At 61.3% G+C, this 22132-nt stretch carries 18 protein-coding genes; 9 read left to right on the plus strand and 9 right to left on the minus strand.

Annotated elements, in window-relative coordinates; all coding sequences use genetic code 11:
• The first annotated feature begins 5 nt into the window (after nt 1–5).
• The 4 genes from AB8B31_RS26025 to AB8B31_RS26040 all read left to right on the plus strand — a co-directional run bounded on the left by AB8B31_RS26025 (nt 6) and on the right by AB8B31_RS26040 (nt 4995).
• The gene (locus AB8B31_RS26025) at nt 6–1064 is read left to right on the plus strand and encodes an aldo/keto reductase (protein ID WP_105008767.1); all 1059 of its coding nucleotides are present in this window, start codon (nt 6–8) and stop codon (nt 1062–1064) included.
• A gap of 73 nt (nt 1065–1137) precedes the next feature.
• Nucleotides 1138–2385, plus strand: coding sequence for an acyl-CoA dehydrogenase family protein (locus tag AB8B31_RS26030; protein WP_105008768.1), 1248 nt, complete (start codon nt 1138–1140; stop codon nt 2383–2385).
• A gap of 29 nt (nt 2386–2414) precedes the next feature.
• Nucleotides 2415–3506: an LLM class flavin-dependent oxidoreductase gene (locus tag AB8B31_RS26035; RefSeq protein ID WP_105008769.1), complete on the plus strand. Its 1092-nt coding sequence runs from the start codon at nt 2415–2417 to the stop codon at nt 3504–3506.
• Nucleotides 3507–3582: 76 nt separating this feature from the next.
• Nucleotides 3583–4995, plus strand: a complete 1413-nt coding sequence (locus AB8B31_RS26040; protein ID WP_105008770.1) for an FAD/NAD(P)-binding protein — start codon at nt 3583–3585, stop codon at nt 4993–4995.
• Between the two features lie 91 nt (nt 4996–5086).
• Here AB8B31_RS26040 and AB8B31_RS26045 read toward each other — a convergent pair whose 3' ends face one another.
• Both AB8B31_RS26045 and AB8B31_RS26050 read right to left on the minus strand, forming a co-directional pair.
• On the minus strand, nt 5087–6706 hold the full coding sequence (locus tag AB8B31_RS26045) for an ABC transporter substrate-binding protein (protein WP_130719482.1): 1620 nt from the start codon (nt 6704–6706) through the stop codon (nt 5087–5089).
• Nucleotides 6707–6726: 20 nt separating this feature from the next.
• Nucleotides 6727–8334: an ABC transporter substrate-binding protein gene (locus tag AB8B31_RS26050; protein WP_105008772.1), complete on the minus strand. Its 1608-nt coding sequence runs from the start codon at nt 8332–8334 to the stop codon at nt 6727–6729.
• Nucleotides 8335–8633: 299 nt separating this feature from the next.
• Between AB8B31_RS26050 and AB8B31_RS26055 the strand changes: the two genes are divergently transcribed.
• Nucleotides 8634–9644, plus strand: a complete 1011-nt coding sequence (locus tag AB8B31_RS26055) for a LysR substrate-binding domain-containing protein (protein WP_105008773.1) — start codon at nt 8634–8636, stop codon at nt 9642–9644.
• A 31-nt stretch (nt 9645–9675) separates the two neighbouring features.
• Here AB8B31_RS26055 and AB8B31_RS26060 read toward each other — a convergent pair whose 3' ends face one another.
• From AB8B31_RS26060 to AB8B31_RS26090, 7 genes are all read right to left on the minus strand, one after another.
• On the minus strand, nt 9676–10524 hold the full coding sequence (locus tag AB8B31_RS26060) for an NADPH-dependent oxidoreductase (protein WP_105009191.1): 849 nt from the start codon (nt 10522–10524) through the stop codon (nt 9676–9678).
• Nucleotides 10525–10546: 22 nt separating this feature from the next.
• Nucleotides 10547–11872, minus strand: a complete 1326-nt coding sequence (locus tag AB8B31_RS26065) for an LLM class flavin-dependent oxidoreductase (RefSeq protein WP_105008774.1) — start codon at nt 11870–11872, stop codon at nt 10547–10549.
• A complete protein-coding gene (locus AB8B31_RS26070) occupies nt 11869–13089 on the minus strand; it encodes an acyl-CoA dehydrogenase family protein (RefSeq protein WP_105008775.1) in 1221 nt (406 codons plus the stop codon). Before AB8B31_RS26070 ends, AB8B31_RS26065 begins: the two co-directional genes overlap by 4 nt.
• A gap of 13 nt (nt 13090–13102) precedes the next feature.
• Nucleotides 13103–13444 carry a DUF3088 domain-containing protein gene (locus tag AB8B31_RS26075; RefSeq protein WP_131702443.1) on the minus strand — a complete coding sequence of 114 codons (342 nt, stop codon included), beginning with the start codon at nt 13442–13444 and terminating at the stop codon, nt 13103–13105.
• A 10-nt stretch (nt 13445–13454) separates the two neighbouring features.
• Complete coding sequence (locus tag AB8B31_RS26080) at nt 13455–14810, minus strand: LLM class flavin-dependent oxidoreductase (RefSeq protein WP_105008777.1); 1356 nt, start codon at nt 14808–14810, stop codon at nt 13455–13457.
• An 11-nt stretch (nt 14811–14821) separates the two neighbouring features.
• Nucleotides 14822–16000: an acyl-CoA dehydrogenase family protein gene (locus AB8B31_RS26085; protein WP_105008778.1), complete on the minus strand. Its 1179-nt coding sequence runs from the start codon at nt 15998–16000 to the stop codon at nt 14822–14824.
• A 195-nt stretch (nt 16001–16195) separates the two neighbouring features.
• Nucleotides 16196–16918, minus strand: coding sequence for a GntR family transcriptional regulator (locus AB8B31_RS26090; protein WP_115156488.1), 723 nt, complete (start codon nt 16916–16918; stop codon nt 16196–16198).
• Nucleotides 16919–17134: 216 nt separating this feature from the next.
• Here AB8B31_RS26090 and AB8B31_RS26095 point away from each other — a divergent pair, with 216 nt between their 5' ends.
• The 4 genes from AB8B31_RS26095 to AB8B31_RS26110 are packed head-to-tail and all read left to right on the plus strand — an operon-like array spanning nt 17135 to nt 22061.
• Complete coding sequence (locus AB8B31_RS26095; protein ID WP_196236932.1) at nt 17135–17890, plus strand: ABC transporter ATP-binding protein; 756 nt, start codon at nt 17135–17137, stop codon at nt 17888–17890.
• Between the two features lie 12 nt (nt 17891–17902).
• On the plus strand, nt 17903–18898 hold the full coding sequence (locus AB8B31_RS26100; protein WP_027690879.1) for an ABC transporter substrate-binding protein: 996 nt from the start codon (nt 17903–17905) through the stop codon (nt 18896–18898).
• 10 nt (nt 18899–18908) lie between these two features.
• Nucleotides 18909–19679 (plus strand): ABC transporter permease, encoded by a 771-nt coding sequence (locus AB8B31_RS26105; RefSeq protein WP_105008780.1) that lies wholly within the window; start codon nt 18909–18911, stop codon nt 19677–19679.
• Between the two features lie 12 nt (nt 19680–19691).
• Nucleotides 19692–22061: a hypothetical protein gene (locus AB8B31_RS26110; RefSeq protein ID WP_131702444.1), complete on the plus strand. Its 2370-nt coding sequence runs from the start codon at nt 19692–19694 to the stop codon at nt 22059–22061.
• The last annotated feature ends 71 nt before the right edge of the window (nt 22062–22132 follow it).

Here is a 22132-nt window from a genome sequence, read left to right on the forward strand (position 1 = left end):
ATGAAATGGTCGATTATCGCTACCTCGGACGCAGCGCGCTGAAAGTCTCGCCGCTCAGCTTGGGAACGATGATGTTTGGTGGGCCGACACCGGATGACATCGCCTTCCGCATCATCGACAAGGCGCGCGAACAGGGGATCAACTTCATCGATACCGCCGACGTCTATCACGACGGCAAGTCGGAAGAGGTGGTCGGGCGCGGCATCAAGGCGCATCGCGATCACTGGGTACTGGCGACAAAGTTCGTCAATTCCCACACCAAGGGGCCAAACCTTGGCGGCCATTCGCGCAAGTGGGTAATCGAGACGGTCGAGAATTCGCTGCGCCGCCTCAACACCGACTATATCGACATTCTCTATTTCCACCGCGCCGTCTTCGACGCACCACTGGAAGAGCCGCTGCGTGCCATCGCCGACCTCATTCGCGCCGGCAAGCTGCGTTATTTCGGCGTTTCCAACTTTCGCGGCTGGCGCATCGCCGAGATCTCGCATCTTGCCGATCAGCTCGGCATCGATCGTCCGGTGGCAAGCCAGCCGCTCTACAATATCGTCAACCGCACGGCCGAGGCCGAGCAGCTTCCCGCAGCGCATTATTACGGTCTTGGCGTGGTCTCCTATTCACCGCTCGCCCGCGGGGTGCTGACCGGCAAATACGAGCCTGGCAAAGAACCGGCCGCCGATACCCGTGCCGGCCGCGGCGACAAGCGTATTCTCGAGACCGAATGGCGACCGGAATCGATTGCCATCGCCAAAGAGATCGCAGCACACGCGACCCGCAGGGGCATCAACCCGACCGAATTCGCATTGGCTTGGGTGCTGAACAACAGGCTGATCTCAGCAGCCATCACCGGTCCGCGCACCGAAGAACACTGGGACAGCTACGTCAAGGCCCTCGGCGTCAAGCTCGATGCCGAGGACGAAGCCCTGGTCGATCGGCTGGTCGCGACCGGCCACCCCTCGACGCCCGGTTTCAACGATCCGAGCCACCCGGTCGAAGGCCGCGTGCCGCGCAGCCCGGCATCGGGCGCCGACAATGTGGTGCCATTGACACGCGCCGTCGCCTGACAACCCCGGCTGGACCCGCAGATCGCGGATCCAGCCGGTCCTTTCCAATTGGTGCTGAGAAGGTTTCCACCGCATGCCGAACACCGCCCCTTCTGCCCTGTCGCCAGTCGCCGGGTCCGCATCTGTTGCAACCGACCTTGCCGCACTGCTCGCCAAGGTGCCGGAGCTTGCGGCCGAAATTGCCAGAGAAGCGGCAAAGCGCGATCTCGAGCGCGAGCTGCCGTTCGAGGCCTTTCGTCGGTTCAAGGAGGCAGGGCTCGGGGCGCTGCGCATTCCAGTCGCGCTCGGCGGACCGGGGGGCTCCGTCGTCGACTACATTGAGACGATCATGACGCTTGGCGCGGCCGACTCGAATGTCGCCCACGCACTGCGCAGCCACTTCAATTTCACCGAAAGCCTGCTTCTCAACCCGAATTCGGCCATCGACCGCACCCAGCTCGGACGTGTGCTTGCCGGCAAGCTCTTTGGCGGTGCGCACACCGAGCAGGGCACCAAACGGCCGGGCGAAGTAACGACACGACTGACGAAGTCAGGCGAAAGCTTCCGGCTCAACGGCCGCAAGTGGTACGCGACGGGAACCGCCTTTTCCGACTTTGCCTCCTTCAGCGCCAGGAATGACGAGGATCAGCTGGTCAGCCTTCTCCTGCCGGTCGACCGGAGGGGCATCACCATCCTCGACGACTGGGATGGGATGGGCCAGCGGCTGACGGCAAGCGGCGGCGTGTTGCTCGAGGATGTCGAAGTGCTGCCGCACGAAATCTCCACGCGCGGCCTCAATACGCTGGTCGGGCGCCACACCTCGACGCTGCGCCAGCTCCATCTCGCCGCTTGCATGGCCGGCGCCGTCCGAGGCGCCGTGGCCGAAGGTACCGACTACGTGCGGCGGCAGGCGCGTTCCGCCGCCCATAGTGCGGCCGAAACCGCCAATGCCGATCCGTTCGTTCAGAAGATATTGGGCGAGATCGCCGCCGGCTCGTTTGCTGTCGACACGCTGATCCGCGAGAGCGCCCGTGCGCTCGACCGCTCAGTCGAGGCCTTCGGTGCTGGAGATCCGGACAGGCTGGAGGCGGCGCTGATCGAAAGTGCTTTGACGACGGCACGCACGCAAATCGTCGCCTCGCAGATCGCCCTTGCGGCGGCCACCAACGTCTTCGAACTTGGCGGCGGTTCGGCCACGTCCCGTCATCTCAATCTCGACCGGCACTGGCGCAATATCCGCACGGTTCTGAACCACAATCCGCTGCTGCACAAGGCGCGCGTGGTCGGCGATTATTACATCAACGGAACGACGACACATTTGGAGGAAGGCAGGGTCTTCTAGCCCCGTCGTCTCGTGGGAAAGGCTGTTTCATGACTTCGGAATTCATCGGGCATGTCTCGAACCGCGAAGGTTCGGATATCGTGCCACCGCAGGGGTCCGTTATTGACAAGGACTATATCCTGAGACATGCCCGGGCGGCCGAAGGAGCCGGCATAGACCGGTTGCTGATCGGTGCATTCTCGACCTGGCCTGACAACAACCAGATCGCGGCGCATGTCTTTTCCCACACCAGCCGCATCGGGGCGCTTCTGGCTCACCGCACCGGCTTCATGGCGCCGACACTGGCTGCCCGTCAGCTTGCGACGCTCGATCAGTTTTCCGACGGCCGTCTCTGGGTCCATATCATTACCGGCGGCTCCGACGCCGACCAGCAACGCGACGGCGATTTTCTCGATCACGACCGACGCTACGAGCGCACCGACGAATATCTGACCGTGCTCAAGAAGGTCTGGGAAAACGAGGCGCCTTTCGACCACGAGGGTGAGTTCTACAAATTCAAAGGCGCGTTTTCGCAGGTCAAGCCGGTCCACGGCACGCGCATCCCGATCTCTTTCGGCGGCTCGTCGGAGGCAGCCTTCAAGGTGGCGGGAAAGCACGCCGATATCTATGCGCTCTGGGGCGAGCCGCTGGACGGCGTGCGTGAGACGATCGGCAAGGTGCGGGAAGCGGCAGCGCCGTTCGGCCGGGCCGATGACATCCGCTTCACGCTCGCCTTCCGCATTGTCGTTGCCGAGACCGAGGATAAGGCATGGGAAAGGGCTGACGCCATTCTCGAGCGGGTCAAATCGGTCGCGCGGCCGGGCGGCAATGGCGAAAAACTGCCGTCCAATGTGGGTTCGTTGCGGCTTCGCGAAGCCGCAACGCGCGGCAAGGTTCTCGACAAGCGGCTCTGGACGGAGGTTGCCGCGGCAAGCGGAGCGGGCGGCAATTCAACGGCCCTCGTCGGCACGCCAGACCAGGTCGCCGAGGCGATCCTCGACTATTACGACGCCGGCGTTTCCAACTTCCTGATGCGCGGGTTTTATCCGACCGAGGATACCGTCGCCTACGGGCGCGATGTCGCGCCGCCGGTCAAAGCGGGCATCGCGGCACGCCAGGCGCGTGCTGTCGCGGCGGAGTAATTGGCCAGGCAACGATCGCCATCCGCAGCTTTCATATTCCAATCTGATCCCCTGCCGCCGGCGGGAAGGAGTTTTCATGCGCATAGACCATCGTCCTCACCATTCCATTATTATCGTCGGCGGCGGCTTTGCGGGGGCGTTGACGGCGCTCAACCTCCTCGATCGAACGGCAGTGCCGCTCGCCATCACCATCATCGAACGGCGGGAAGAGCTCGGTCGCGGTGTCGCCTACAGCACGACCGAGCCCGCTCATCTGGTAAACGGACCGGCCGACAATTTCTCGCTCTACGTCGATGATCCCGGGCATCTGTCCCGATGGCTTTCAGAAAAGCCCGCCGCCAATGGCTGGCAGCCGCCGGAGAATATCGGCTCGAGCAGTCCGCCGCGTTACCTTTACGGAACCTATGTGCGCGACGAGCTGAAGCGTGCCGTCGGCGAGGCCCGGTTCGGATCGAGCCTGCGCCATATTCGCGCCTCGGCGTCAACTTTGTCGTCCACCCCGCATCGGATCCAGGTTTCGACGAGCGACGGCCTTGTCGTGGAAGCGGACGAGGCGGTGCTGGCGCTCGGCGTTTTTGCGCCGGATCCACCGACGCATGAGGTTGCCGGCCATCCGCGCTTTGCCGTCAATCCCTGGGATGCGGCAGCACTCGACAGGCTGAAGGACTGTGAAGAAATCCTGCTCATCGGCGCGAGCCTTTCGATGGTCGACGCCGTTGCGAGCATGGAGGCAAGAGGGTTCCATGGCCACTACAGAGTGATATCGCGGCGCGGCCTGTTCGTCGAAGGCAGGCGGGACGTCGCGGCCGCACGAGACTTCCTTGCCGACAAACCGCTGCCCTCGACCGCCCGGTCTCTGCTTTCGCTTGTTAAGACCGAACGACGTGCGATCGCGGCGAGCGGCGGTGACTGGCAAGGCCTGCCGCTTGCCATCCGCCCGCACATCCTGTCTCTCTGGCAAAAGGCGGAGGACTTGGAAAGGCTGCGCTTTGCCCGGCACCTCCGAGCCTTCTGGGATGTGACGGCGCATCGCTCCGCTCCGGAGAGCAACCTGATCGTCGAGAGGGTTCTTTCGCAAGGTCGCCTGTCTCACGGCGTGGCGCGGCTCATCGATCTGGCCGTCGACAAGAAGGGCATCGCCGCTAAACTGAAAACGCGGACCGGCATCGAAAGACACGTGTTCGATGGCGTCATCGATTGCCGCGGTCACCAGTTGCACGACTGGCGGCGCATCTCCGATCCCTTCATACGCCAGCTGCTTGCGAGCGGCGAAGTGCGCCCCCATACCACCGGCTTTGGCATCGACGCCACGCCCGAGGGGGATCTCATCGATGAGGAGGGACAGATCCACCGCAATCTCAGCGCCATTGGCCATCCGCTGCGCGGCGTTGCCTGGGAGTCGAGCTCGATCACGGAACAGCGAGCGCAAGCGATCGCGCTTGCGGATCGTATCCTGCTGAAATTCACGCCTGCCCGAGCCGCATCCTGACGGCGCCGTCGGACAAGGAGAAAACCTGACAAAGGAAGGGGCGCATCGCCGATGCGCCCCTTATCCTTGCAAGCCGGCCGCCATTGCCCACTCAGCCTTGCCCGTCCTTGATATAGACCTCGGCGAAATTCGCCTGGACACCTTCGGCGCCGATCGTGTGGTTCTTCACGCGTTTGTTAAAGACAGTGACGTTCTCGAGCGCGATGAGGTTCACGACCGGAACTTCGTCAGCGATGATCTTCTGGAACGCGTTGAATTCCTGCTTGCGCTTGTCCTCGTCGATTTCGACCGACGCCGTTTCCAGAAGGCGATCGACCTCGGGATTGGCATAGTGGCTGGCATTGGAGAAGGGCAGGCCGAGTTTGAAATTCTTCGACCAGTAGACGCGCTGCACGCCGAGCGTCGGATCGAACTGGTTGCCGAGGTACTCGGCCGTCACGTCGAAGACGCGCTCCTTGTAGACCTTCTGGATATAGGTCGAGAAATCATAGGAATCGATCGTTCCGGCAATGCCGATGCGTGCCAGGTTCTGCTTCAGATATTCAATGACGCGCTTGAAACCCTCATTGTAGGAATTGTGAGTCAGCCGCAGCTTGAAGCGGATGCCGTCTGCGCCGCGCTTGTAGCCGGCCTCATCGAGCAGTTGTTCGGCAGCCTTGAGGTCGAAGGCATAGGGCTTGATCGAGGGATCGTAGTAGCGCGGCAGGAAGACGCTGATCGGTGTCGGAGAAATATGGCCGTAGCCATACCAGACGGTGTTCAAGATGACGTCGAGATCGATGGCGTGGGCAATCGCGCGTCTGACTTTGACGTCCTTCAGATACTCGTTGTCGAGATTGAAGATCAGCTGGGTCAGGTCACCCTTGGTTTCGTATCCGCGGGAATCGACGCCGATGTTCGGCAACGCCTTGATCCGCTCGAGATCGCTGAGCGGTATTGGATTGTCGCCGCCAAGGTCGAACTCACCGGTTTCGAATCCGGCCGCGCGCGCCGCGCCGTCCGGCACGAAACGGATGGCGATCTGATCGAGATAGGGCTTGCCGGCATCCCAGTAATCGGGATTGCGCTCCAGAATGATATGCGAACCACGCACCCACTCCTTGAAGACGAAGGGGCCGGTTCCGATCGGTGCGCTGCCGTTCGGATTGACCGGCACGTCGGCGATCGCGACATTGTCGTAGACATGCTTCGGCACGATCGGCGATTCTGCTGCATAAAGCGCGCGCAACAGATAGGGTGCCGGTTTGGAAAGGCGGATGATCGCCGTCAGAGGATCCGGCGTCTCGACTTTCGTGACATTGGCAAAAGTTCCCCGGCCTCGTGGGTGGACCTGTTTCAGGAGCTCGATGGAATAGGCGACGTCGTCTGCGGTAAAAGGCTTGCCATCGTGCCATTTGACATTCGGACGAAGCTTGAAGGTGTAGCTGAGCCCGTCATCGGCGATCGACCATTCGGTCGCAAGCTGCGGCTTAGGCGTCAGATCGAAATCATAGGTCAGAAGTCCCTCGGTGATCTTGGGACTGATCTTTTGGGTGCCGCCTGCCGTATGCGCCAGCGCAAGGATTGTCGGCGGCTCCGGCTCGACGATGAAATTGAGTGTTCCGCCACTCCGTGGCGACTGGTCATTTGCTCTGGCGGCGAAGGACGGCAGAAGCGTGCCGGCCGTCGACAACAGCAGCAATTGGTTGAACCGGCGTCGATTGATGCTCATCGGACCATTCCTTGTCAGCGTCAGGCGTTCTTGAGGATGTAGGTGGAGGAAAGGCTGCCGGAGAGGCCGTCTGCGACGACCGTATGGTCCTGCACCTTCCTGTTGAAGATCGTCAGCTGCCGGAAGGAGACCAGCGTGATGTCGGGCAGGTCACGGGCGATGATCACCTGCATGCGGTTGAAGAGTTCGACGCGTTTGGCGTGATCATTCTCGACCGCCGCCTGTTCGAAGATCGCATCGATTTCCGGATTGCTGTAGCCGGAGCCGTTGGAGAAGGGCACGCCCTTCTTGAAGTTCTTCGACCAATAGAGGCGCTGGACGCCGATCGTCGGATCGAAGGTGTTGCCCATACCATTGGTGACGAAGGCGAAATCGCGATCGGTATAGACGCGTTTCAGCCATGTCGGCACGTCTTGACCGCGCAGGCTGACCTTGACGCCGATTTTCGACAGCGCGTCGCGCAGATAGTTGCCGATCCGCGTGTAGGTATCGCCATAGGGCATGACGTCGTGCGGCACCTCGAAACGGATGCCGTCGGCCCCTCGCGGAAAGCCGGCCTCGTCAAGAAGTTCTTCCGCTTTGGCGGGATCATAAGCATAGACCGGCACGTCGGGATTGTAGAAGGCCTTGAGGAAAGGGCTGATCGGGCTTGGGGCCGGAACGGCGTAGCCGTAGAAGGCGATATCCGCAATCTTCTGCCGGTCGATCGCGTGGGCTACCGCCTGGCGGACCTTGTCATGTTTGAAGTAGTCGTTGGCGAGATTGAACTCGATGCGGTAGACGGTCGGTGAATAGTCGTTGCCGCGGTCGTCCACGGCAAGCGTCGCCGACGCCTTCAAACGATCGATTTCGCTGAGCGAGACGGGCGTGTCGGGTGCGATGTCGACCTCGCCGGTCTCCAGTGCCGCGAGCCTGGCGCTCGCATCGGGAATGAACTTGATGACGATACGATCGAGATAGGGCTTCCCTTTGTCCCAGTAATCAGGATTGCGATCGAGAATGATGTGACTGCCGACGGCCCATTCCCGGAAGATGAACGGCCCGGTTCCGATCGGCGCGCGGCCGTTCGAATGGGCGGCGAAGTCTTTCGTGCCGTCATAGACATGTTTGGGCACGATCGGCGACTCGCTCGCCTGCAATGCGCCGATCAGGTATGGCGCGGGCTTCGAAAGCCGGATGATCGCCGTATACGGATCGGGGGTCACAACCTCCTTCACACTGGAAAAGGTGGCACGACCGCGCGGATGGACCTCCTTGAGCGCCAGGATCGAAAAAGCCACGTCCTCGGACGTAAAATCTCTCCCGTCATGCCACTTGACGCCCTCTCGCAGCTTGAAGCTGTATTCCAACCCGTCGTCGCTGACATGCCATTCAGTGGCGAGCTGTGGGATCGGCTTGAAATCGAGGCCATAGGCGAGCAGGCCTTCGGTGACCTTGCCGCTGACACGGGTTGTCGGGCCTGCCGTATGGGCAAGCGTGACCAGCGTTGGTGGCTCGGGCTGGACGAGAAGGTTGAGCGTTCCGCCCGCGACGGGTTGTGCGGCTTGCGCAAAATCCCTGAAGGGCAGGATGGCACCGACCGCGCTCAAAGCGAGAATCTGGTTAAGCTGACGTCGGCGAATGTCCATTCATACCCCTTGATCCGGAACGAACCCTTTCGGGCAATGCTTTTTCGCGACCATCATCGGGCGGGAAAAGCCAAATCGCGAAGAATGTTTTTCTGCCAGTGACCGAAAGAAAAGCTTGCGTTCGCTCGCGAGCCGCCGGCACGCACGCGCCTATAGTCTAGTGTTTATATAGACAATTCGCGGGTTTTAGTTTTTGCTCCTCATCTGAGCGGCTTAGGGAGAAGAAAATGTCCACGCCTGCAGGCCTCGCGCAAAGCGGATGCTCGTCTAGCCGGGCCTGTTTGTGGTGCAATCGCCTCATGAACACCTCCGTCCAATCTCGCAAGACAGTCATCCAGCCGACGCTCGCGCGGCTTCCGCCGCTGACGTCGTTGCGCGCCTTTGTTGCGACGGCGCGGCATCTGAATTTCATCCGCGCAGCAGAAGAGCTGCACGTCACTTCAGCCGCCGTCGGTCAGCAGATCAGGCTGCTGGAAGATTATCTCGGTCAGTCGCTGTTTCATCGTGCGCGCGGCCAACTGCAGCTGACGCCAGCGGGCCTGGCATTGGTCCCTGGTCTCACGGCCGCCTTCGATGCCGTGCTGTCGGCGATGACGCAGTTCGTCACGAGCGACCACGAACAGCCGATCCGTGTGTCCGTCGCTCCTTCCTTCGCCAGCAAATGGCTGATTCCACGGCTCGATGCTTTGCGTCGTGCAGCGCCCGGCCTGCAAATCCTCGTCGATGCCTCGACACAGCTGACGGATCTCGATGCGGGCGATGCCGATTGCGTCATCCGCTACGGCAGCGGAGCCTATTCCGGCCTCGCCGTCGACTATCTCTTGTCCGAAGCGGTGTTGCCGGTCTGTAGTCGCGAATTCGCCGATCGCCACGATCTCTGGAAAGGGGCGGAAGCGATCGAGGGGGTGCCGTTGTTGCACGAGGAGGGTGCCGAACACGACCACTCCTGTCCCGATTGGCACAGCTGGTTGCGCGCAGAGGGGCTTTCGTATCGGCTGTCGCAGGGCGGCTTTCACCTCAATCAATCCTCGCTCGTGCTCGATGCGGCAATGGCGGGGCAGGGGCTTGGCCTTGGCAAGATAAGGCTTGCTGAAGCCGAAATCCGGTCCGGCCGGCTCGTCAGTCCTTTTGGAGCGCCGCAGCCGGTGAGCTTTTCCTATTTCTTTGCGACAACGCAGCACAAATCTCGGCTTATGCGCGTTGATCTGTTTCGTAATTGGCTGCTTACTGAGGCGCGCGCCTCGCAGACGATCGATGCGATCGCGATGGGCAGCATCCGTCCGGCGCTCGGCATGATCGCGGCCGAATAAGAGCCTGCGTCAAGCCGGGGCCGATCCGTCTTCACTTCAGTTTGAAGCCCAGCCTGCGCGCGACATCAACGAGGACATGACGTCCCTTGAGGGATTCGACCGTAGCGATGCGGCTGCTCACCTGGTCGGTCCAGTCTACCAGAGGCATTGCCTGCTCGCTCTGGAAGCTTTGGAGCACACGATTATAACCGGCAAGATCTTCCTGCGGCAGCTCGCCGTCATAGCTCTCGCGATGCAGCACCGTGGTCTGCGGCAGGCGCGGCTTTACACCTGCAGGCACCGCCGGATCGGGAAAGCCGACCGTGAGGCCGAACACCGGGAAGACGCCGTCCGGCAGGCCGAGTTCACGGGAGACGGTCTCCGGATCGTTGCGGATCGCACCGATGTAGCATGTCCCGAGCCCGAGCGATTCAAAGGCGACGACGGCATTTTGCGCAGCAAGAGCTGCGTCGATGACGCCGAGAAGGAAGCTCTCGACATAGTCGAGACCCTCTGCCGTCGAGCCGCGCTCTGTCGCGATTGCGCGCGGGCGGGCCAGATCGGCGAGCCAGATGAGCAGGAGCGGCGCCTGCGCGATCTGCCGCTGATTGCCGGCAACGGCATTCAGTCGGCTGCGGCGATCCGCATCCTCGACGGCGACCACGCTCCAGGCCTGCAGATTGGATGAACTCGGCGCCGACTGGGCGGCGGCAATAGCAAGTTCGACCGTTTCGTATGGCACCGGGGTGGGCAGATAGTGGCGTACACTCCGATGACTGAGGATGGTATCGACCGTCTCATTCCAGCGTCTGCCCAGGCGTTGGTCATTGCGATAGCGCTCTCCGCCAAGCTCCCTCAGGCGATCGCTCTCATCTGTCTTGGTCGCTACGGAAGGGGTCATCTCATTCTCCTTGTTGATCTCGTCATTCCGCCGCTGCGGCATAAGGGTTGGCCGGACGGGCGAGACCAAGATGCTCGCGCAATGTCCTGCCGGTATATTGCCGCCGGAAAAGGCCGCGTTGACGCAGGATCGGCACGACCTCGTCAACAAAGACCTCCAGGCCGTGGGGCAGCACATCCGGCATGAGATTGAAACCGTCAGCGGCCCCCGCGCTGAACCACCGCTCGATATCGTCGGCGACATCCTTCGGCGTGCCGACGATGGTACGATGGCCAGTGCCGCCGTTGAGTGCCCGGATGAGGCCGCGCACGGTCAGACGCTCGCGCCGCGCAAGCGCCAGTGTCGCCCGGAAGAAAGTATGGCCGCCGTCCGGCGGGAGCGGAATATCTTCCGGAAGCGGCGCATCGAGATCGAGGCCTCTCGGATCGAGCTGCAACACCCCTGCAAGGCGCGACAGGCTGTATTCCAGTGGGATCAGTTCGCGGAGCTCCTCCTGGCGGCGGCGCGCCTCTCCCTCGGTGCTGGCGATGATCGTTGCAAGGCCGGCCAGGACCAGGATGCCGTCCGCCGGCCGGCCGAAGCGGCTGGCGCGCCGCCTGAGGTCGGCAGCGTACTCCAGGGCTTCCTCGAAGGATTGCGAGGCGGAAAAAACGGCTTCGGCGTGTTCGGCGGCAAGTTCCCTTCCGTCATCGGAGCCGCCGGCCTGGACAAGGACCGGGTGGCCCTGCGGGGGGCGCGGGATGTTGTGCGGCCCATGGACGGAAAAGTGCTTTCCGCGATGGGCGATGGCATGGACCTTTGCCGGATCGACAAAACGCCCCGTCGCGACGTCGCCGACAAAAGCATCCTCTTCCCAGCTGTCCCAGAGGGCCTTGACGATTTCGGCGAATTCGCCGGCGCGCTCATAGCGGCTGCCGTGGGCGACCGGTTTTTCCAGTCCGAAATTGCGGCTTTGAGACAGGTCCGCGCTGGTGACGATGTTCCACCCGGCCCGCCCCCCGCTTGCATGATCGAGCGTCGCGAACCGCCGCGCGAGATTGTAGGGTTCGTTGTATGTCGTCGACGCCGTGGCGATCAGACCGATCCGCTCCGTATGGGCCGCGACCAGGGCCAGTACGATGGTCGGCTCCAGCGACGTCAATGGCCGGAAGTCCACCCGGTCCGAGATCGCCGCCTGGTCGGCGAGGAAGACCGCGTCGAAAGTGCCGCTTTCGGCGATCCTGGCGACATTGATGTAGTGGTTGACGTCGAATGAAGCGCGCGGATCGCTGCCCTCCATCCGCCAGGCGGCGGGGGAGAAGCCGGAATGCAGGATGTTGATGTTGAGATGAAGATCGCGCCGGCTCATTGAAAGATCCCAGGCTCGGGATATTCGCCCGTCAGAAACCATGTCCCGACATTGCGGGTCTTATACTCTGCCGGATTGTGCAGCGTGTGAATGCGGACGTTGCGCCAGAAGCGGTCGAGGCCGTAGGGGCGGACGGCCGAGCGCGCTCCCATGACCTCGAAGATCTCGCTGGTCACTTCGAGCGCGACGCGACCCGCAAGGACATTCGCCGAGGCGACGGCGATCGCGGCCGTCCCCCGGTCGGCCTCCGTCAGATCCTGTCCTTTTTCATAGACCGCATCGACCGCTGTCAGGGCGCGGTCGGCAAGCGCGGTTGCCGCCTGGACCTTGATCCAGAGTTCGCCGTACTGGCGTTTGATCCAGGGATCGTCCTGATGACGCTCGACACCGGAAAAAATCCAAGGGCGCGATCTGGAAACAGTGTAGTCCCGCGCGGCGATAAACGCTCCCTGGGCGCTGCCGATGAAGACGTTCAACAGCACGCTTTGCTGCTGCAGCGGCGCAAGCAGCGCGATCGGATCGCGCGGCCGCTCGGGCACGATCTCATCGGCGTGGATTTTCACGTCCTTGTAAAAGACCCGGCCACTTCCCGTCTGCCTCTGTCCGATGCCGTCCCAGTCGTTGGCGATGGTGACACCTGCGCGTGTGGGCGGGATATAAGCGATGCTGCGCGCGTTGGTCTCTTCGTCCTCCCAGGCAACCAGCAGATAATCGGCCACATGCGACCCCGAGGCGAACGGCCTGAACCCGTTGAGGACAACCCCATCCGCTTCGCGCCGCCCGAAAAGGCTTTTCGAAAAGCTGTTGCTGGTATTGCCCCAGAACCAGCGTCCTGCCGCCGAACGACGGAGAAGGTCGCGGGCGTGAGCGTCTGGTCCGGAGTTGATCGCATTTTGCAAGGGGCTGAAATGGTATCCGAACAGATGTCCGAGCGATCCGTCGGCCTTGGCGAACTCGCGAACGATCCGCATCGCCGTCGAGTAACGCTCGCCGATGCCGCCGAATTCCTCAGGGATCAGCAGGTTGACCAGTCCGCTTTCCTTCAACAGCCGGATCTGTTCTTCCGGTCTGCCGCCGGTTTGGTCTCGCTCGATCGCATCCCTTGCGAAAATATCGCGCAGCTCCGTCGCCTTGGCGATATGGGGGTTCGTTCTGTCCGGCTCGAAAAGCTCAGGCGAGGGGGTGGGTCGTTCGAAGCTAGCGGGTTTTACGGTCATGGCTCGTCACTCCTCATTTGTGCAGGCGCGGAAAGCCGTGCCGCTCGGAAAGCAGCTCGAGAATGCGATCGATCGTGTTGACAAAACGCTTGCCGTTCCAATCGCCCGCATCAGGCGGGGCTGCCTCGGCAAGAATGAAGACCGGCAAGGACTGGTTCTCTTCACCGACCTCTTCGATGACTTTGCGACGCGGACGAGGGAAGGGTACCCGCTCGACATCGATCGTTGCTGCAAGCTGCGGAAAACTGGCAAGCAGCCCTTCGATCGCGTTGCAATGAGGGCAGACAAAGGTGATGCCGGGATGTTTCGGATCTGAAAAGCCAGGCTCGATCAGGTAGAGTTTGTCACGCGCCATTGATCTTGTCCTATTCCGCGGCTGCCGCATTGTTGACGGCAAAGCGATTGACTGGACGCTTGAGGCCGAGATTTTCTCGAAGTGTCGTACCCTCGTACTCGGTGCGGAAGAGGCCGCGGCGGCGCAGCTCCGGCACGACGAGTTCAATGAAATCGGCAAGGCCGCCCGGCATCATCGGCGCCATGATGTTGAACCCATCCGCACCGTAGTTTTCGAAGCGCTCTTCCATCACGTCCGCGATCTGAGACGGCGTACCGACGACCTGCCAGTGTCCACGGGCGCCGGCGATCCGCAGATAGAGTTGGCGGATGGTGAGGTTTTCCCGGCGGGCGAGATCGAGCACCAGTTCCTGGCGGCTCTTGCCGGCGTTGGTTACCGGCAGATCGGACGGGATCGGCCCGTCGAGCGGATAGGGGCTAAGGTCAACGCCGCTCAGCTGTGACAACAAGTTGAGGCCAACCTGCGGCTGGATCAGCTCCTGCAGTGCTTCGAACTTCTCCTGAGCTTCCGTCTCGCTGCGGCCGACGACGGGAAAGATGCCGGGCAAGATCTTGAGATCGTCGGGGGAGCGGCCGTATGTGCCGAGCTTTCCTTTGACGTCGGCATAAAAGGTCTTGGCCTCATCAAGCGTGATGTGCGCGGCGAAAATCGCTTCTGCGGTGCGGGCGGCAAGCTCTTTGCCCGGCCCCGATGCGCCCGCCTGAACCAGGACGGGGCGTCCTTGCGGCGAACGCGGAATGTTCAGCGGGCCGCGCACCTTGAAGTGCCGCCCCTTGTGGTTGAGCCTGTGCAGCCTTACCGGATCGAAATAGCGGCCACTTTCCCGATCACGGATAAAGGCATCGTCATCCCAGCTGTCCCAGAGACCGAGCACCACGTCGGCGAATTCCTCGGCCCGATCGTAGCGGTCGGCATGCAGGATCTGCGCCTCATGACCGAAATTATAGGCGGCCTCCGGGTCTGACGACGTCACCAGGTTCCAGCCGGCGCGGCCGCCGCTCAACCGGTCGAGCGATCCGAACTGGCGGGCAAGGTTGTACGGGTCGGAGAAACTGGTCGAGGCCGTGGCAATCAGGCCGATGTTGCTCGTGACGCTTGATAGGGCAGACAGGAGCGTGATCGGCTCAAAGGGGTAGACGCCGCTATGCGCTTTCCGGCTTGCGGCTTCGACATCCTTCAGCCGAGCGGCCACGCCGTCAGCGAAGAATATCGCGTCGAACTTTGCCGCTTCGGCAAGCTTGGCGAGTTCGAAATAGTCCTCGAAATCGGTTCCGACCGAAGCCTGCGGATGACGCCATGCCGCAACGTGATGGCCGGTAAACAGCAGGAATGCGCCAAGCTTGATCTTATCTTTACGTCTACCCATGAGATGTCCCTTCAGCGGTACATTGCCGGCACCGGGAATTCGCCCGAAAGGAGCCAGGTGCCGATCGTCCGCTTTTTATATTCAGCTGGATTATGGAGAGTGTGGGTGCGGACATTGCGCCAAAAGCGGTCGAAACCGTTGGCATTGGTTGCCGAACGCGCGCCCATGACCTCAAAAATTTCACTTGAAACTGCCAGGCCGGCCTCGCCCGCGTAGACGTTGGCTGTCGCGATGTCGATTGCCGCAGCACCCCGATCACCGGCAGTCAGACCGGGCCCCTGGTTGAAGGCTTCGTCGAGGCTGCGGGCAGCCTTGTCTGCGAGTTCGGTCGCGGCGAGCGTCTTGATGTAGAGTTCGCCATATTGCCGTTTGATCCACGGATCGTCGGTGTGTTTTTCGACGCCGGAATAGATCCAGGGACGCGACAGGGTCGAGCTATATTCCCTGCCTTCGTCCAGAGCGCCTTGGGCGCTACCGACGAAGACATTGAGAAGGACGCTCTGTTGTAGCAGCGACGTCAGCGAGGTATAGGGCGTCAAAGGGACCTGCGGCGAACTGATCAGCTCTTCGTCGAGGATCTCCAGATCTTTGAAGCTGACGGTGCCGCTGCCTGTCTGGCGCTGGCCGATACCATCCCAGTCGTCTTCGATCACGATGCCGGCCCGGTCAGCCGGAACAGCAGCAGTCAGCCGCTCTCCCTCCGGATTTTCCCATGACACCTGGATGTAGTCCGCAATGTGGGATCCGGAGGAAAACGGGCGCGAGCCGTTCACGACCCAGCCGGTGTCGGTGCGCCGGCCCGACGAGGTTTTCGACATCGCATTGCCGGAGTTGCCCCACATCAGATTTCCGGCGGCTGACGCGCGCAGCCAGTGGTCTTTCTGCGCGCTCGAGCCACGAAAAAGCACGAGGTTGAGGGGAAGATGATGATAGCCGTAGAGATGGGCCAGCGAGCCGTCGGTGCGGGCAAATTCTCGCACGACACGCAGGATCGACAGCCAGGAGGCTCCCCGTCCGCCGTAGCCGACCGGGATCTGGGCCGACGGCAAGCCGCTTTCTTTGAGAAGCCGGATCTGCTCAACCGGCCTGCCACCCTGCTTGTCGCGCTTGACCGCGTCTTGATGAAAAATCGTCTTTAGCTCGATGGCCCTGGCAATGAAGGGATCCGTTACATTGCGTTCGAAAGACATTTCAGCCCCATACCTCTCCGCCATGTGGCAGCGCTTCGGGCTCAAAGGTTCGGCGAATGTCGGTTCAAGTCCAGCAATATCTATTTGAGTTCACGGCAAGAGATTCTTTCTCGCGCCAGGTCGCGACGTGGCACGCGAGTTGCCATTGACGTCGGCTCGATGGTCGAGTCCTGCCAAGAGCAAGTACTCGAACACTCAGCGGTCGGGCATTCGACTGCCGAGGACAAATTGGTACCGCTCTGGTCGAATAAAAAATTCAGACTTTTCGGCGCAAGCGCCCGTTTCGAAATAGGAGCTCCGTTCCAGCACAAGCAGGACCGCATGTTCAGCCGCTCCGATCAGCGACGTTATCCGAGGCGAAACAGCACGCGCCCCGATCGCAATCTCAGCGGAGACAATGTCGGCGCCGGCTTTGTCTTTCAGTAGTGCATAAGTTGGTTGCTGTTCGGCGATCTCTCGCTCCAGCTCCGACATGAATGCCGGCAAGAAGCTTCGGCCCAATGCAATCGGCTCGTCGTTCACCACATGAAGCCGTTCCAGAAGTGCGCATGTCGTTCCGAACAGCGGGATGAAAGCAGACGGTGTTTCAATTGCGGTCAACTCGACAATCCGCATCGTAGCATCGAAGCCCTGGACTTTCAGCGATTCATGAAAGCTACGCAGTGTATCAATTTGATGGCGCACCTGCTTGCCGGCCACGAAAGTGCCTTTGCCTTTCCGGCGTTCAATCAACCCATCTCTATCGAGCTGTTGGAGCGCCAGCCGCACGGTGACGCGACTGACTGTGAAGCGTGCCATAATTTGCGATTCCGACGGGAGCCGTCCGGACGGCTCATAGGCGCCTTCGGTGATCTCGGCACGAAGCCGATCGGCGATCTGCTGGTACATGGCCACCGGGTTATTGCGTATGAGACTCATCTATTTTCCATAGGGTCGAAAACACCACGAAGCAGCGAAGCTTTGGAATAGCGTTCCCTTTTGCTGCCACACAAGGGGAACTCTTCACGTTGATGACCTGTATTATAATGTATTAGAAATTGGGACAACTCCAATCCAGGGTCGTCCTAACGCAACATGGCATCTCCAGTTATCCCAAGGCAGGTTTCATCCGGTGCCGCCTTCTCGGTGGACCGCATGGCTTTCGCCTATCCCGAAAGCCGACGCGCCGTGTTCGAACGGTTTTCGCTGAAGGCTCGGCCGGGAGAATTCGTGGCGATCCTGGGTCCGTCCGGTTGTGGCAAGTCGACGCTCCTTAATCTTCTCTCGGGCTTCCTGCGCCCGCAATCTGGGCATATCACCATAGACGGTGTGGCTGTTGTCCCGGAGCATCCGGTCCTCGGATATGTATTTCAGTCGCCAAACCTCTTCCCTTGGTTGAGTGCCCTGGAAAATGTTCGCTTTGGCCTGCGCATGAATCGCCGTGGATCTGCGCAGGAGCAGAGAGCCGTCGCGCTTAATTTTCTTCGACTTGTCGGTCTGGAAGAGCAGGCACATGAGCCACCTCACCGATTGTCGGGCGGCCAGCGTCAACGGGTTGCGCTGGCGCGCTCACTGGCGCTCGAGCCGCGCCTCCTGCTCATGGACGAACCCTTCGCAGCGCTCGACGCCCTGACGCGCGCATCCCTTAATGACGAATTGCTGCGCATCTGGTCGGGCTTGGGGAAGACCGTACTGTTCATCACCCATGACATCGACGAAGCGATCTATCTTGCCGACAGGGTTCTCGTCCTTGGGCTACCGCCGACGGGCATCACCGCTGAAGTGGCGATCGACCTGCCGCGTCCTCGCGATCAGCGCGGCACGAGAGCCAATCCTTTATTCGCGCAACTTCGCGAACAGCTCTCGGAGGAAATTGCCAAAGTCATGATCAGCAATCAACCCGTTACCTGAAGGGAGCATCCGATGAAACACATTCTACCTGCAGTTCTTCTCGCCCTTGCAGCCGCTTTGCCTGCCCATGCCGAGGACCCGCGGCCGCTTCGCATTGGCTGGGTCCAGGCTATGGCGAATGCACCTGCCCTGATCGCCGAGGAGAAAGGTTATTTTCGCGACGAGGGGTTGAACGTCGAGCTCAAGGGTTTCGGCGATGGTCCCGTCATCCAGCAGGGGGTGGCTGGAGGCGAAATCGATGTGGCCTATATCGGTGCGCCCCCGGTCTATCAATGGGCGGCGCGCGGTCTTGAGGCGAAAATCATCGCCAAGGTCAACTATGGTCAGGCAGCGGTAATCGCGAAGACTGACGGTCCGATCCACGCCCTTTCCGATCTCAAGGGCAAGAGGCTTGCCGGCGTCAACAGGGGCAGCGGCATGGACGTGCTGCTGCGTGGCTACGTTCTCAAAGAGGCCGCCGGCCTCAGCCCGGACGCAGATCTTGCGCTGTCGCAAATGCCCGTGGGTAACATGAACGCTGCCCTCGATACCGGCGTCGTCGATGCAGCCTTTTTGTGGGAGCCCTTCATCAGCCAATCGGTGCTCCGCGGTACAGGTCGCGTCGTCTTCGACGTGAACGGAGCTTTGCCCGGCTATCCCTGGTACGTCATAGCAGCGCCTGCCAAGACGCTGAAGGAACGCCCGGACGATCTCGTGAAATTGTTGCGAGCGAATTCGAAGGCCATTGCGTTTCTGCGTGAGCATCCCGAAGAGGCCGACAGGATCATCGCCCGGAGCTTTAAGCTGGAATCCCTGACGGCCGCGGACGGACGTATCGTTCCGCCGGAAGCGATCGTCACGGAGGCGAGGAAGCGCCTTGGGTGGTCGGCGGAAATCGAGCCGTCCGATCGTGCCTTCATCCAGCGGCTCATCGACTACTCGGTGGCCCTCGGCTTTCTCGAAAAGCGCTTGAATGTCGACGACATCATTGACGACAGCTTCGCCGCAAAAGCGGCCGCTCAGCGATGAGATCCGATCGATGAAAAAGTTGGCAGCGCGGCTGCGTTTTCCGCAACCGTCCTGGCGCTGGGCAGCGCTTCCGTTCCTCCTTGTCGTGTGGAGCATCGCGGCAAGCCGCGTTCCCTCCTATGTGCTGCCGCAGCCGTGGGACGTCGCGGCCGAGGGGGTTCGCTGGATCCGGTCGGGCGAGTTGGGTCGCCAGGTCATGGCGAGCTTGTTGCGCGAATTCGGCGGCTTCGGCGCGGCCGTCGTGGCCGCTGTGCTCATCGGCGTGTCTGCCGGACTTTGGCGGCCGTTTCGCGAATTCGTCCAGCCGCTGCTCGGTCTCTTCATGGCCATCCCTCCGATCGCCTGGGCGCCGTTGTCGCTGATCTTCTTCGGCCTTGGATATCTCTCCATTGCCGTCGTCATATTCATCGCATCGGCCTTTCCGATGGCCCAGACGATTCAGGAAGGCGTGCTTTCCATCAGCAGCGGCGAGGTGCGTGCAGCGCGCATGCTGGGTGCCAAAAGGCTGCAATTGCTGGCCCATGTATATCTTCCCGCCTCTCTCCCGTTCCTCACTGCCGCCTTGCGCATCGGTTTTGCCCAAGCGTGGCGGGCGCTTGTTGCAGCCGAGATGATCGGCGCATCTCAAGGTATCGGCTGGATGGTCGCCATGGGCGGGCAGGTTGGCAATTCGGCGCAGGTGCTTCTCGGCATCGCGCTGATAGGAGTTACCGCGTGGCTGATGGAGAGCCTCGTGTTTCGACGGATAGAGCGCCGCTACGAAGGCTGGCGCGGACAATAACGGACGTTCCCCATGACAAAGATTTTGCCAGACAAGACGATTCAAGCCAGCGCCCATTCTCCGATGGGCCTTGCCGATCATTTCGATACTCTGCCCTTCCTCGGCCGTCTAAGCTGTCAGAGGCAGACGCTGACGGCGGGCGAGTGGACCGAATTGGAGCTCGTTTATGAGGTCGGAGCTGTCGGTCTCGCAGACGGAGCGTGGCTGAAGCTTGCCTTCAAGTTCTATTCCGACTGGGCGCTGTTCCAGACAACGGAGCCGACGGGCGCCAACTATATTTCCGCCGAATACCACGCCGGTCCTCTGGTTTCGGGGCAAAGCCCAGGTACCGTTCAAGCACTGAAGGTGCGTTTCGATCAAAAGGGACACGAACGTCCCTTCCAGAAGGCGGTCATCATCGACGTCGTCGACGGCTATCTCAACCCCGGCGACAGGATCGTCATCCGTCTGGGCGATCGGCGGCAGGGCGGCGCCGGCACACGTGTGCAGACTTTCGTGGAGAAAGTGTTCCGTTTCCGGCTGTTCGTCGACCCGCTGGGCAGCTCAAAATTTGCGGAGGTGCCAGGCGACTGCAAATTGGAGATCGCGGCCGGGCAGCCGCATGCCCTTCAGGTCATCGCGCCGCGGCTGGTTGGCAGCGGTCACTTCTTCGACGCTATCGTGCGCGTCGACGATATATGGGGAAACACTTGCCAGGACCGCGACCTGCATGGTGCGCTCGTCATTACTGCCCCGGATGGCGGGCAACGAACGGAGCTGGTGGCCTTCGCCACGGAAGGCTGGACATTTGCGCGGATTTCCGCCCTTTCCTTCGCTGCTGCCGGCGAGTGGAAATTGGAAGCATGGCTGAATGACGAACCCGGCGTTGCCCCGGGCGTCGCTTATGTCCAGAGCGAAGAGGGAGCCTTGCGCCCTCTCTATGCCGATCTGCACGTTCATTCCGACGACACCGTTGGCACCAATGATGCCACCTATAATCTCACCTATGGGCGCGACATCGCCGGACTTGACGTGGTGGGCTACACCGTCAACGATTTCAACATCACCGAGACGAACTGGGACGCGGCCGTCAAGACCATCCACGAACTCAACGAGCCCGGCCGCTTCGTCTGCTATCCAGGCACCGAATGGTGCGGCAACTCCGCTGCCGGTGGTGACCGAAACGTCGTCTTCCTGCGCGACGGTAAGCCCCGGTTTCCGTTCGACGAGCAGGGGCGCTCACTTCGCTCTTTCGAATGGAATGAGACGACGGCGGGAGCGATCCGTCCTGGGATATGGCCGGTTGACCGGCTCTATGGAGCCTATGAGGATGATCCGGAAGGCCATTTGATGATCCCGCATGTGGGTGGCCGGCGCTGCATTCTGGACTGGAACCATCCGGAGCTGGAACGCCTCATCGAAATTGGCTCCGCCTGGGGACAATTTCATTGGCTCTACGCCGAAGCTCTAGCTCGCGGACACAGAGTTGGCGCTTCCGCCGCCAGCGACGAACATCAGGGCCGATGCGGCGGTGGTGCGCCGGCCACCGGAACCTTCGGTGCACGTGGGGGACTCACCGGCGTCATCGCCGACGGTTTCGACCGTGCTGGCGTTGGCGCTGCACTTCGGGCGAGGCGCACTTTTGCCACGACTGGTGAACGGAGTTTTGCGGTTCTGTCCCAAGGCAAACATTTCATGGGCGAGGTGTTTGATGCCCAGCCCAATGAGCCGCTCTCTTACCGCCTGCTCGGCCACGCCGGCTGGGAGGAAGTTCAGCTTTTCGACGGCGACCAGATGGTGTGGCAACGCGATCTGCATGCCGAAGCTGGCTTCAGCGAGCGCAGTATGCGGATCCGTTTCGGCGGCGCGCGAATAAAGGATCGCTATCGCGCGGCCTATTGGAGCGGCGAGGTGGCTGTTACCGGTGCAGCGCTTCTGGATGTGCGCGGCATCGGCTTCGATCATCCCGAACAAAGCGTTTGGCGCACTGGGTTAGGCACTCTCAGCTTCAGGACGGCAACACATGGCGACGTCGACGGAATCGAAGTCAAGCTTTCGAAGCTGCGCGACGCGCGCATCGTCGTCGCCGCTAAGCTGCACGGCTACAGCAAGATCGGCGATCCGCTTCAGCCGCCGCCACATGTCCATGCTCCCGAGGTGTTGCTAGAGGCATGCGGAAACGAGCTGATCGCAAAGGGCTCCATCTCGGTCGATCTTCCGGGCGTCGAGCTTAGACTTCTGTTGGAGCGTGTCACCGATCGTCCCCTTCCACGCGATCTCTCAGGCGAGATACCGCTGTCGGGACTAAAATTGAGCCAGGGCCGCGAACACCCTCTTTTCCTGACAGCGAGACAGAGGGATCAATCCCGCATTTGGACGTCACCGCTGTTCATGACAGCTTGAAATGAGCATAAGCTACAATCCGGAAGGTGGTGACTGGCTTCCACTATCGGAACGTGAAATGCTGCCAAACG

This window comes from Rhizobium sp. 62_C5_N11_2 (genome assembly GCF_051811185.1).
Lineage (GTDB): Bacteria > Pseudomonadota > Alphaproteobacteria > Rhizobiales > Rhizobiaceae > Rhizobium > Rhizobium leguminosarum.